The 14,209-nt window shown below is 39.9% G+C and carries 5 protein-coding genes and 1 pseudogene; 3 read left to right on the top strand and 3 right to left on the bottom strand.

Features of this window, described 5'->3' with window-relative positions:
• Positions 1–71, bottom strand: a pseudogene (locus FJR73_RS01030) (transposase); the annotation flags it as partial.
• A gap of 460 nt (positions 72–531) precedes the next feature.
• Here FJR73_RS01030 and FJR73_RS01025 point away from each other — a divergent pair.
• Together FJR73_RS01025 and FJR73_RS01020 are read left to right on the top strand one after the other, a co-directional pair.
• The gene (locus FJR73_RS01025) at positions 532–3,963 is read left to right on the top strand and encodes an SIALI-17 repeat-containing surface protein (protein WP_140832803.1); all 3,432 of its coding nucleotides are present in this window, start codon (positions 532–534) and stop codon (positions 3,961–3,963) included.
• A gap of 449 nt (positions 3,964–4,412) precedes the next feature.
• Positions 4,413–11,000: an SIALI-17 repeat-containing surface protein gene (locus tag FJR73_RS01020; protein WP_140832801.1), complete on the top strand. Its 6,588-nt coding sequence runs from the start codon at positions 4,413–4,415 to the stop codon at positions 10,998–11,000.
• 313 nt (positions 11,001–11,313) lie between these two features.
• Here the strand turns inward: FJR73_RS01020 and pepT are convergent, their stop codons facing one another.
• Positions 11,314–12,534 carry a peptidase T gene (pepT, locus tag FJR73_RS01015; protein ID WP_140832799.1) on the bottom strand — a complete coding sequence of 407 codons (1,221 nt, stop codon included), beginning with the start codon at positions 12,532–12,534 and terminating at the stop codon, positions 11,314–11,316.
• Between the two features lie 153 nt (positions 12,535–12,687).
• On the opposite strand from pepT, the gene hemH reads away from it, so the two are divergent.
• A complete protein-coding gene (gene hemH, locus FJR73_RS01010; RefSeq protein WP_140832797.1) occupies positions 12,688–13,782 on the top strand; it encodes a ferrochelatase in 1,095 nt (364 codons plus the stop codon).
• A gap of 40 nt (positions 13,783–13,822) precedes the next feature.
• Here the strand turns inward: hemH and mscL are convergent, their stop codons facing one another.
• A complete protein-coding gene (mscL, locus tag FJR73_RS01005) occupies positions 13,823–14,203 on the bottom strand; it encodes a large conductance mechanosensitive channel protein MscL (RefSeq protein ID WP_140832809.1) in 381 nt (126 codons plus the stop codon).
• Between the last annotated feature and the right edge of the window lie 6 nt (positions 14,204–14,209).

Raw genomic sequence — 14,209 nt, 5'->3', positions numbered from 1 at the left:
AGCTTCTCTAAGCTATATCCTTGTTTTCTAAGTTCATAGATCTGAACTTTATCATCATAAGTTAATTTCATAATAAAAACACCCCAAAAGTTAGATTTTTTCTGTCTAACTTTTGGGGTGCAGTTCAACTTGATATTATGCGTTTTATTATGAAAAATGTTTATTAGATCTTATACTCGTATTGGATGTTGTCATTCAGACTCTGTTTTGATTGGATTATGATTGAAACTAGTTTCAAATAATTTAGAATTTTTAACTATTTTTGAAAGTAGAATCTATTGTCTATTGTAAAGTCTAAAACTGAAAATATTTATTATATAATAAGGTTAAGATAAAATATGAAAGGAGTAAAATGTCTTTCATGACGTATTGCAAAGTTGAACTGTACGCTATGCAAGATTGTTTAAATTAAAAATAATGGAAATTTCCATTAAATAGTTTAGTTTCTTTTGGAATTGTCTAGTCCTAGTGGCTAAAAATTTTAAGTCAAAAAGAAAGCGCTTTACCGAATTAGAAAATGAGAGGTAAAATATGAATCAGAGACATTTTGATAGAAAACAACGATACGGAATTCGAAAATTTGCAGTAGGGGCAGCTTCAGTAGTGATTGGAGCGGTTGTTTTTGGTGCTACACCTGCTTTGGCTCAAGAGGCAGCATCAACGAGTGGTGAAACAGCAGGGCAATCTTTGCCAGAATTGCCTAAGGAAGTAGAGACAGGAAATCTGACGAATCTAGATAAGGAACTCGCAGACAAATTGTCAACAGCAACGGATAAGGGAACTGAAGTGAGCCGTGAAGAGTTGCAAGCAAACCCAGGGTCTGAAAAACCAGCAGAAACAGAAGCATCAAACGAAAATCCAGCTACAGAGAGTGAAGACAAAGAAGAAGTTGGAAACATTCCGCGTGATTTTTATGCCAGAGAGTTGGAAAATGCCAATACTGTCATAGAGAAGGAAGATGTTGAAACAAATCCTTCAAACGGGCAAAGAGTTGATATGAAGGGGGAGCTCGGCAAGCTTAAAAAACTTCAAAATGCGACTATTCATATGGAGTTTAAGCCAGATGCATCTGCTCCACGTTTTTACAACCTCTTTTCAGTTTCTAGTGATACCAAAGTAAATGAATACTTCACCATGGCCATTCTTGATAACACAGCTATCATTGAAGGTCGGGATGCCAATGGGAACCAATTTTATGGTGATTATAAAAATGCTCCTTTGAAGATTAAACCAGGTCAGTGGAATTCTGTAACCTTTACAGTTGAGAGACCCAATGCAGACCAACCAAATGGTAAGGTGCGCCTCTACGTAAATGGTGTCTTGTCTCGTACAAGTCCTCAATCTGGTCGTTTCATCCAAGATATGCCAGATGTCAACCATGTGCAAATCGGTACAACAAAACGTACAGGCAAAAACTTCTGGGGCGCTAATCTTAAAGTCCGTAATCTAACGGTTTATGATCGGACCCTTTCACCAGAAGAAGTTAAAAAACGTAGTCAGCTCTTTGAAAGAGGAGAGTTGGAGAAGAAACTTCCTGAAGGAGCAGAAGTTACGGATAAACTGGATGTTTTTGAAGGTGGTGAGAACCGCAAGCCAAATAAAGATGGTATTGCAAGCTACCGTATTCCAGCCCTGCTGAAAACGGATAAGGGAACCTTGATTGCTGGTGCAGATGAGAGACGCTTGCATCACTCTGACTGGGGCGATATCGGTATGGTTGTTCGTCGTAGTGATGATAAGGGCAAAACATGGGGAGATAGAATCGTCATCTCAAATCCTCGTGATAATGAGAATGCTAGAAGAGCTCATGCGGGATCACCAGTTAATATCGACATGGCCCTAGTCCAAGATCCGAAAACTAAGCGAATCTTCTCTATTTTTGATATGTTTGTAGAAGGTGAAGCGGTTAGAGATTTACCAGGAAAAGCACCGCAAGCCTATGAGCAAATTGGGGATAAGGTTTACCAAGTTCTGTATAAAAAAGGTGAAGCAGGACATTATACAATTCGTGAAAATGGTGAGGTTTTTGACCCCGAAAATAGAAAGACAGAATACCGTGTTGTAGTTGATCCTAAGAAACCAGCCTATAGTGATAAGGGTGATTTGTATAAAGGTGAAGAACTGATTGGTAATGTCTACTTCGATTATAGCGACAAGAATATCTTTAGAGTTTCAAACACCAACTATCTCTGGATGTCTTATAGTGATGACGATGGAAAAACTTGGTCTGCACCAAAAGATATTACATACGGTATTCGTAAGGATTGGATGCATTTCTTAGGAACAGGACCTGGTACAGGTATTGCCTTACACTCAGGACCTCATAAAGGACGTCTTGTTATCCCTGCCTACACGACAAATAATGTATCCTACCTAGGTGGTTCTCAGTCTTCGCGCGTCATTTACTCAGATGATCATGGTGAAACTTGGCATGCAGGGGAAGCTGTCAATGATAACCGTCCGGTAGGTAACCAAACAATTCACTCTTCAACTATGAATAATTCAGGTGCTCAAAATACGGAGTCAACCGTTGTTCAGTTGAATAATGGAGATCTCAAACTCTTCATGCGCGGATTGACAGGTGATCTTCAAGTTGCTACAAGTAAAGATGGTGGAGCAACTTGGGAAAAAGATGTGAAGCGCTATGCGGATGTCAAAGATGTCTATGTTCAAATGTCAGCTATACACACTGTACAAAATGGCAAGGAGTATATCGTCCTCAGTAATGCAGGTGGACCTGGACGATACAATGGTTTGGTGCACGTAGCACGTGTGGAAGCGAATGGAGATTTAACTTGGCTCAAGCATAATCCAATTCAAAGTGGTAAATTTGCTTATAACTCCTTACAAGATCTTGGAAATGGTGAATTTGGTTTGCTTTATGAGCATGCAGATAACAACCAAAATGAATATACCTTGTCCTATAAGAAATTCAACTGGGATTTCCTAAGTAAGGATGGGATTGCTCCAACGAAAGCAACTGTGAAAAATGCTGTAGAGATGAGCAAAAATGTCATCGCTTTAGAATTTGATTCTGAAGTATTGGTGAATCAGCCACCAGTTCTAAAACTGGCAAATGGAAATTTTGCGACCTTCTTGACTCAGTACGATTCAAAAACATTGCTATTTGCAGCTAGTAAGGAAGATATTGGTCAGGAAATTACAGAAATCATTGATGGTGCAATTGAGAGCATGCATAATTTGTCTGTAAGTCTTGAAGGGGCAGGAGTTCCTGGTGGAAAAAATGGTGCAAAAGCAGCAATCCATGAAGTTCCAGAATTCACAGGTGCAGTCAATGGTGAAGGTACAGTTCATGAGAATCCAGTCTTTGAAGGTGGCATCAACGGTGAGGAAGCAGCCGTTCATGATGTGCCAGACTTCTCAGGTGGTGTAAACGGCGAAGTAGCCGCTATTCATGAAGTTCCAGAAATAGAGGTCGAAGAAAATCCACCGGGAACTATTCATGAAGTCCCAGAATTCGAAGGCGGTGTGAATGCGGTAGAAGCCGCAAAATCAGAAGTTCCATCCTATGAAGGAGGCACTAACGCGGTAGAAGCCGCAAAATCAGAACTTCCATCCTATGAAGGAGGCGCTAATGCGGTAGAAGCCGCAACATCAGAAGTTCCATCCTATGAAGGAGGCGCTAATGCGGTAGAAGCTGTTAAATCAGAACTTCCATCTTATGAAGGAGGCGCTCATGAAGTACAGTCTGCTAGTTCGGATCTACCAACTCTTGCGGATGGTGTCAACGAGGCCGAAGCAGCAGTGCATAAGGTGACAGAATATAAGGCTGACCCGTCTACTGCAGTGCAGGCTATGGCGCAAGAACATACTTATCAAGCACCTGCGGCACAGCAGCATCTCCTGCCTAAAACAGGAAGTGAGGATAAGTCCAGTATTGCAATTGTAGGATTTGTAGGGATGTTTCTAGGCTTGTTGATGATAGGGAAAAAGAGAGAATAATAGAGAATAATAGAGAAGTTGAGAACTTAAATTTTTAAAAATAAAAAGAGGTAATGGAAATAAAATTAGGTACCGACTTTTAAAAGTTAGATTTTTTCTGTCTAATTTTTTAGGTACATATCATAAATCCTATCTCTTTTTATATTAATGGAACTTTATACTCGTCTGTCCTTAGCCATAGACTATCACAAAATATAAAGTGAAAAGCAGTAAAAACCATAAAAAACTTTGTTTTTTTATTCTAATATAGTATACTTAGTATGATGAAAAATAGCTATTAGAAGCATTATTTTATCCAAAGAAATGTAAGCGATTTCTCAGTGCTTGTAATTGTCTAAATAAAGTGCTTATGGGAAGGAGTTTTTGAAAAGTAAATAAACATAAGACTGTTACCAGTTAAAACTGGGCTCGGGCAGTAGCTGACTGCTCTAGAAGATTAGGAGTATTTGATGAAACAATATTTTTTAGAAAAAGGTCGAATCTTTAGTATTCGTAAACTGACTGTTGGTGTTGCTTCTGTAGCAGTCGGTCTTGCTTTTTTTGCATCTGGGAATGTTGCGGCTAGTGAACTTGTGACAGAACCGAAACTTGAAGTGGACGGTCAAGCAAAAGATACAGCAGATGTAGATCATGAAAAAGTAGAAGCGATAAAAGAAGAAGTAACTGAAAAAACAGAACCTGACGTCGAGAAAGTGGCTAAGGAAGCCAAAACTACTGAAGTGGCTGGTGATGTACTCCCTGAAGAAATCTCTGATCGTGCTTATCCTGATACCCCAGTGAAACAAGTAGATACTGCAGCTATTGTTTCAGAAAGAGAAAGTCCACAAGTAGAGACTAAGAGTATATTGAAACCTACGGAAGTAGCTCCAACTGAAGGCGAAAAAGAAAATAGAGCCATTATCAATGGTGGCCAAGACCTTAAACGTATCAATTATGAAGGCCAGCCAGCTACCTCAGCTGCTATGGTTTATACAATTTTCAGTTCACCTTTAGCAGGTGGAGGTAGCCAACGTTATCTCAATTCGGGATCTGGAATCTTTGTAGCTCCAAATATTATGTTGACAGTAGCACATAATTTCTTAGTCAAGGATGCAGATACCAATGCCGGCTCTATTCGTGGTGGTGATACTACTAAGTTTTATTACAATGTAGGTTCAAATACTGCTAAGAACAATTCTTTGCCAGCGTCAGGAAATACCGTTTTGTTCAAGGAAAAGGATATTCATTTCTGGAATAAAGAAAAGTTTGGTGAAGGAGTGAAGAATGACCTAGCTTTAGTAGTAGCACCAGTACCGCTCTCGATTGCAAGTCCAAATAAGGAAGCTACCTTTACTCCTCTTGCAGAACATCGTAACTATAAAGCTGGTGAACCAGTTAGTACCATAGGATATCCGACAGATTCCACTTCTCCAGAATTGAAGGAACCAATCATCCCTGGTCAGTTGTATAAGGCTGATGGTGTTGTTAAGGGTACTGAAAAGCTTGATGATAAAGGAGCAGTTGGCATCACTTATCGCCTGACTTCTGTTTCTGGTCTTTCTGGTGGTGGAATTATTAATGGTGATGGTAAAGTTATTGGAATTCACCAACATGGAACTGTTGATAATATGAATATCGCTGAAAAAGATCGCTTTGGAGGAGGACTTGTCCTATCGCCTGAACAACTAGCATGGGTCAAAGAAATCATTGATAAATATGGAGTCAAAGGCTGGTACCAAGGAGATAATGGTAATCGTTACTACTTTACTCCAGAAGGAGAAATGATTAGAAATAAGACAGCTGTTATTGGCAAAAATAAATACTCTTTCGATCAAAATGGTATTGCGACGCTTCTTGAAGGTGTTGACTATGGACGAGTTGTTGTAGAACATCTAGACCAAAAAGATAATCCAGTCAAAGAAAACGATACTTTTGTTGAAAAGACGGAAGTTGGAACTCAGTTTGACTATAACTATAAAACAGAAATTGAGAAAACTGACTTCTACAAGAAGAATAAAGAAAAATATGAGATTGTATCGATTGACGGTAAAGCTGTCAACAAGCAACTGAAAGATACTTGGGGAGAGGATTATAGTGTTGTGAGCAAGGCTCCTGCAGGAACTCGTGTCATTAAGGTTGTTTATAAAGTCAATAAAGGTTCCTTCGATCTTCGTTACCGATTGAAAGGTACAGACCAAGAATTAGCGCCTGCAACTGTTGACAATAACGATGGTAAAGAATACGAAGTTTCCTTTGTTCATAGATTCCAAGCTAAAGAAATTACAGGCTACCGTGCAGTCAATGCAAGCCAAGAAGCAACAATCCAACATAAAGGAGTGAACCAAGTTATTTTTGAATACGAAAAAATAGAAGATCCAAAACCAGCAACTCCAGCAACTCCAGTAGTGGATCCAAAAGACGAAGAAACAGAAATTGGAAACTATGGACCACTACCAAGCAAGGCTCAATTGGACTACCACAAGGAAGAATTGGCTGCCTTCATCCACTATGGAATGAATACCTACACCAACTCTGAATGGGGGAACGGTAGAGAAAATCCTCAAAACTTTAACCCAACTAATCTTGATACAGATCAGTGGATTAAGACTTTGAAGGATGCGGGATTCAAGCGAACAATCATGGTTGTAAAACACCATGATGGATTTGTAATCTATCCCTCTCAATATACAAAACATAGCGTAGCGGCAAGTCCTTGGAAAGACGGTAAGGGTGACCTTCTCGAAGAAATCTCTAAATCAGCGACTAAGTATGACATGAATATGGGTGTTTACCTATCACCATGGGATGCTAATAACCCTAAATATCATGTTTCAACTGAAAAAGAGTATAACGAATACTATCTCAACCAACTCAAGGAAATCCTTGGCAATCCTAAATACGGAAACAATGGTAAATTCATCGAAGTATGGATGGATGGTGCGCGTGGTAGCGGAGCTCAAAAAGTAACTTACACCTTTGACGAGTGGTTCAAGTACATCAAGAAAGCTGAAGGGGATATCGCTATCTTCTCTGCTCAACCAACAAGCGTCCGTTGGATCGGTAATGAACGTGGTATCGCTGGAGATCCAGTTTGGCATAAGGTTAAGAAAGCTAAGATCACTGACGATGTGAAGAATGACTATCTCAACCATGGAGACCCAGAAGGAGATATGTACTCAGTCGGTGAAGCAGACGTTTCTATTCGTTCAGGTTGGTTCTACCATGACAATCAACAACCAAAATCAATCAAAGATTTGATGGATATCTACTTCAAGTCTGTTGGTCGTGGAACGCCACTTCTCCTCAATATTCCACCAAATAAAGAAGGTAAATTCGCAGAAGCAGACGTGGCTCGCTTGAAAGAATTCCGAGCAACCTTGGACCAAATGTATGCGACTGATTTCGCCAAGGGAGCAACTGTAACGGCAAGCTCTACCCGTAAGAATCATTTGTACCAAGCAGGTAACCTAACAGATGGTAAGGATGATACTAGTTGGGCATTGTCAAATGATGCGAAGACAGGTGAATTCACTGTCGACCTTGGTCAAAAGAGACGCTTTGACGTAGTCGAACTCAAAGAAGATATCGCTAAAGGTCAACGTATCTCAGGATTTAAGGTTGAAGTTGAGCTCAATGGTCGCTGGGTTCCATATGGAGAGGGTTCGACTGTTGGTTATCGTCGTCTTGTCCAAGGTCAACCTGTAGAAGCCCAAAAGATTCGTGTGACTATCACGAATTCACAAGCAACCCCTATTTTGACAAACTTCTCTGTTTATAAGACACCAAGTAGTATCGAAAAAACAGATGGTTATCCTCTAGGTTTGGATTACCATTCAAATACAACAGCTGACAAAGCAAATACAACCTGGTATGACGAGTCTGAAGGTATCCGCGGAACATCTATGTGGACTAACCAAAAAGATGCAAGCGTGACTTACCGTTTCAATGGAACTAAGGCTTATGTCGTATCTACAGTGGATCCAAACCACGGTGAAATGTCGGTTTACGTTGATGGTCAAAAGGTTGCAGATGTACAAACCAATAATGCAGCTCGTAAACGTAGCCAGATGGTTTATGAGACAGATGACTTGGCTCCAGGTGAACATACCATCAAACTCGTTAACAAAACTGGCAAAGCTATTGCAACTGAGGGTATCTATACGCTTAATAATGCTGGTAAGGGTATGTTTGAGTTGAAAGAAACAACCTATGAAGTTCAAAAAGGCCAACCAGTTACTGTAACCATCAAACGTGTTGGTGGTAGCAAAGGAGCTGCGACAGTTCATGTCGTGACTGAGCCAGGAACAGGGGTTCACGGTAAGGTTTATAAGGATACAACGGCTGATTTGACCTTCCAAGATGGTGAAACAGAAAAGACTTTGACAATTCCGACAATTGACTTTACCGAGCAAGCTGATTCAATTTTTGACTTTAAAGTGAAAATGACAAGTGCATCAGACAATGCCTTGCTTGGATTTGCAGCTGAAGCAACTGTTCGAGTAATGAAAGCTGACTTGCTTCAAAAAGATCAAGTAAGTCATGATGATCAGGCCAGTCAACTTGATTATAGCCCAGGTTGGCATCATGAAACCAATTCGGCAGGTAAATACCAAAATACTGAATCTTGGGCTTCATTTGGTCGTTTGACTGAAGAACAAAAGAAAAATGCTAGCGTAACAGCTTACTTCTATGGAACAGGTATTGAAGTTAAAGGTTTTGTTGACCCTAGTCATGGTGTCTATAAGGTTACTCTAGATGGTAAAGAACTTGAGTATCAAGATGGTCAAGGAAATGCTTCTCTTGTAGATGGTAAGAAATACTTCAGTGGTACAGCAACTACACGTCAAGGTGATCAGACTCTTGTTCGTTTGACTGGACTCGAAGAAGGTTGGCATGCTGTAACCTTGCAATTGGATCCAAAACGAAATGATACCTCTAGAAATATTGGTATTCAAGTTGATAAGTTCATCACTCGTGGAGCAGAAAGCGCTCTTTATACCAAAGAAGAATTAGTTCAGGCTATGAAGAACTGGAAGGATGAGTTAGATAAATTTGATCAGACAAGCTTAAAGGACACTCCAGAGGCTCGTGAAGCTTTCAAATCAAACTTAGATAAATTATCTGAGCAACTTTCAGCAAGCTCTTCCAATGCTCAAGAAATTCTGAAAACAGCCACAGCCTTACAAGCTATCCTTGATAAGGAAGAAAACTATGGAAAAGAAGATACTTCGCCATCAGAGCAGCCAGAAGAGCCTAACTACGACCAGGCTATGGCAAGCTTGGCAGAGGCCATTCAAAACAAGAGCAAGGAACTGGGTAGTGATAAAGAAGCTAAGAATCATCTCGTCGAGTTATCAGAACAAGCTCTTACAGCTATCCAAGAGGCCAAGACACAAGATGCAGTAGATAAAGCCTTGCAAGCAGCACTGACTTCTATTAACCAACTTCATGTGACTCCGAAAGAGGAACCAAAACCAGAGCAACCATCCCAGCCAGAAGAGTCTAAGATTGACTACGATAAGGCCATGGCAAGTTTGGCAGAGGCTATCCAAAACAAGAGCAAGGAACTAGGTAGCGATAAAGAAGCTAAGAAGAAACTAGTTGAGTTATCAGAACAGGCTCTTACAGCTATCCAAGAAGCTAAGACACAAGATGCAGTAGATAAAGCCTTACAAGCAGCTCTGACTTCAATCAATCAACTTCAAGCGACTCCGAAAGAGGAAGCAAAACCATCCCAGCCAGAAGAGCCTAACTACGACAAGGCCATGACAAGCTTGGCAGAGGCTATCCAAAACAAGAGCAAGGAACTAGGTAGCGATAAAGAAGCTAAGAAGAAACTAGTTGAGTTATCAGAACAGGCACTTACAGCTATCCAAGAAGCCAAGACACAAGATGCAGTAGACAAAGCCTTGCAAGCAGCTCTAACTTCTATTAACCAACTTCAGGCGACTCCGAAAGAGGAAGTGAAACCATCCCAGCCAGAAGAGCCTAACTACGACAAGGCTATGGCAAGCTTGGCAGAGGCTATCCAAAACAAGAGCAAGGAACTAGGTAGCGATAAAGAAGCTAAGAAGCATCTCGTCGAGTTATCAGAACAGGCACTTACAGCTATCCAAGAAGCCAAGACACAAGATGCAGTAGACAAAGCCTTGCAAGCAGCTCTAACTTCTATCAACCAGCTTCAAGCGACTCCGAAAGAGGAAGTGAAATATTCCATAGTTCCAACGGATGGAGATAAGGAACTAGTTCAACCTCAACCAAGTCTTGAAGTAGTAGAAGAAGTAATTAACTTCAAGACAGTTAAACAAGAAGATTCAAGTCTTCCAAAAGGTGAAACTCGAGTGAGTCAGGTAGGTCGTGCAGGTAAGGAACGTATCTTGACTGAAGTAGCACCAGATGGAAGGCGTACTATAAAACTTCGTGAAGTTATTGAAGTTGCGCAAGATGAAATTGTGTTGGTTGGAACTAAGAAAGAAGAATCAGCTAAAATCGTATCAGCTGACCATAAGGTACCAGAATTTACTGGTGGTGTGTCTGATTCTGAAGCAGCTATTCACAACTTACCAGAGTTTACTGGTGGTGTGTCGGGTTCTGAAGCAGCTATTCACAACTTACCAGAGTTTACTGGTGGTGTGTCTGATTCTGAAGCAGCTATTCACAACTTACCAGAGTTTACTGGTGGTGTGTCGGGTTCTGAAGCAGCTATTCATAACTTACCAGAGTTTACTGGTAGTATGACTGGTTCTGAAGGAGTTACTCATGGAGTTTCGAACGTTGAGGAAGGAGTTCCTAGTGGAGAAGCTGCAAGTCATCAAGAATCAGGATTTACTAGTGATGTAACTGCCTCTGAAAAAACTATGAATCAAATCGTAGATAAAAATGATGATAAGTCATATGTAGTTCCGCCTATGTTAGAAGATAAGACTTATCAGGCACCTGCAAATCGTCAAGAAGTTCTACCTAAAACAGGAAGTGAAGATGGTTCTGCTTTTGCATCTGTAGGAATTATGGGCATGTTCTTAGGAATGATTGGAATGGTCAAAAGAAAAAAAGACTAATTAATGTAAAATGCCCTTAAATAGTGTATTCGAATTGGATGCAAGAAGGTTGTAACAATTAGTTTTAGATTGTTTTCCTTGTATTAAGTGAAATACAATCAAGTAGACGAGAAAATTGGGAGATAACTAAAGGGGCAGGGAAAGATGTCACTTTTAATACTTAATGAAAATCAAAGAGCAAACTAGGATACTAGCCGCAGGCTGTACTTGAGTACAGCAAGACGATGTTGACGTGGTTTGACGAGATTTTCGACGAGTATAAAATACTAAAACCGAGCATTTCCGTAGTTGGATATGCTCGGTTTTTTATCAATTATTTATAAGCTACGATACCAATGATGGTATCAACTGCACGTTCCATAGTCTGAAGGCTAACATATTCAAAACGTCCATGCATGTTTTCGCCACCAGCAAAGATATTTGGAGTTGGGATTCCCATAAAGGAAATTTTAGAGCCGTCTGTCCCGCCGCGAATTGGTTCAATAATAGGTGTGATACCTAAATCTTCCATAACGGCCTTAGCAATGGTAATTGGAGTCATATCTTTTTCAATGACTTCTTTCATATTGTAGTACTGGTCTGTCAAGTTTAGGGTGACACGGTCGCTGCCAAGTTCTTGATTCATTTTATCAGCGATAGACTGCATAGCTGCTTTACGCGCTTCAAAGGCATCTTTTTCAAAATCACGAATGATGTAGCTTGCACGCGCTTCCTCGACACTACCTGTCACATCCATAAGATGATAGAACCCTTGGTAACCATCCGTTAACTCAGGACGTTCATTCTCTGGAAGTTGATTGTGAAAATCAATTGCTAACTGAAGGGCGTTGACCATTTGCCCTTTTGCAGTACCAGGATGGACATTACGACCTTGGAAATGCAATTCAGCACCAGCTGCTGAGAAAGTTTCGTACTGAAGTTCTCCTAGTGGTCCTCCATCAACAGTGTAGGCAAAATCAACATCAAAATCTTCTGCATCAAATTTATTAGCACCAACACCGATTTCTTCATCTGGACCAAAACCAACACGAATCTCACAGTGTTTGATTTCAGGATGAGCATTTAGATATTCAATGGCTGTCATAATTTCAGCAATTCCTGACTTATCATCGGCACCTAGCAAGGTTGTTCCATCGGTTGTGATAAGCGTTTGTCCTGGATATTTCTCAAGACTCTTGAAGTCGGATGGATCTAGTTTAAAACCAGAATTTCCAAGTTCAATCACACCCCCATCGTAGTTTTCAATTACCTGTGGATTGACTCCTTCGGCATTAAAATCAGCAGTATCCATGTGGGAGATGAAGCCAATTTTACGTGTTAAAGATGGATCATTGGCTGGCAAGGTTCCAATAGCAAAACCATTTGGTAGATAATAAACATTTTGTAATCCAACACGTTTCATTTCAGGAATGAGGACATTTGTCGCAAAGTCAACCTGACTCTGTGTACTTGGAGTAGTAGTAGAGTGTTCATCAGAGCGCGTGTTGACCTTAACGTAGGTTAAAAAGCGGTCCAAGAGATTTGGATAAGTCATAAAAAACTCCTTTTGAATTCATTTTTTCCATTGTATCATAGAAAGAAGAGAAAAACAAAAGACGGAAGTTGGGAAAATTTTCTATGTTAGCGTTTACTTATTGGTGAATTCATGATAAAATAAACTTGATAAAAACATCACAAGGAAGCAGTTATGAAAAAAGCAATTTTAATGATGACTTTCGGTTCGCCAGAAGAGATTACCTTTGAAGGTGTAGCTGATTTTTTCACAAATATTCGTCGCGGAGTGAGACCTCAAGACCACGAGATTCAAACACTCTATGATAATTATGTACTTATTGGAGGCACGCCTCTGCAAAGAATTACCCGTGAAGAAGTTGCCTTAGTAGAAGCTAGACTGGGGAATGAGTATAGTGTCTATTTTGCCAATAAATTTTCCAGACCTTTTATTCCAGATGTGATTGGTCAGATGGAAGCAGACGGCATTGAACAGTGTATTTGCCTGATTTTGGAGCCCCATTATTCTTTTTACTCTGTCATGGGTTATGAGAAATTTTTAGAAAGCAAGCAAATTCAATTTTTGGTCATTAAGGACTGGTATCAAGAAGAGGACTTGCTAAACTATTGGGCAGATGAAATTGGTAATATTTTAAAAGAAGAAGTAAAGCAGGATAGCTTTAAAGTCATCTTTTCAGCCCATAGTGTACCCATTTTTGCCTTGGATTTTGGTGACCCCTATATCGACCAAATTTTTGAAAATAGCAAGCTAGTCGCTGAAAAACTAGGCTTGAGTTCAGAACAATATACCAATACCTGGCAGAGTGAGAGTGATATCGGTATTCCATGGATTAAACCAGATGTTCTGGAGTATCTCAGAGAACAGACAGAACATCCAGACCATTATATTTTTGTTCCTATCAGCTTCATTAGCGAGCATATTGAAGTTTTATTTGATAATGATGTGGAATGTTATGACTTGTGTCAAGAATTGGGTGTGACCTACCATCGACCACCAATGCCCAATACGGATTCTCGTTTGATTGATGCTTTGGTTAATACAGTCAGAACTAATGAACATCAAGAATTTAAGGAATTTCTCCCAGAAGAAGAAACATTTGATGAGTTAGTCCCTTCAGATGAGACGAAAAATATTTTGGCCGAATCTCAAGATTTACAAATGCCAGAATTTGTGAAAAAACTGATTGAGAAAAAAGGTCGTGAAAATGTTAAGATGCCTTATTTGATCAAGAAAATGCTAGAGAAAGCAGGTAAGTTGCCGAAAGAGTAAAGAAAAAGGATTTAGCTTTGTGCTAGATCCTTTTAAACGATTATTTTTTCTCAAGAAGCGCTTTGATTTCTTGAAGTACTTCCAATTCAGTTGGAGCAGCTGGAGCTTCCTCAGCAGCTTCTTCTTTTTTAGTAAGGCTTTGAGCTTTTTCCATAGCTTTAATAACGAAGAAGAGAACAGTACCTACAACAAGGAAGTTGATAATAGCACTCAAGAATTTACCATATGTAACACCATTCCATGCAAGTTCAGCGATGTTTTGTACTTTCGCAGCTTCCAAGGCTGGATTCAATAGAAGTGGAGTGATGATATCGTTAACGAATGAAGTTACGATTGCACCAAAAGCAGAGGCAATGATCACACCGACAGCAAGGTCTACGACATTACCACGAAGCAAAAATGCTTTAAGATCTTTTAACATTTTCAT

The sequence above is a fragment of the Streptococcus sp. D2 genome, from assembly GCF_006385825.1.
In the GTDB taxonomy this organism is placed as follows: Bacteria; Bacillota; Bacilli; order Lactobacillales; family Streptococcaceae; genus Streptococcus; species Streptococcus shenyangsis.
Note: the sequence above shows the minus strand (reverse complement) of the source record. Positions and strands in the feature narration are given on the sequence as shown.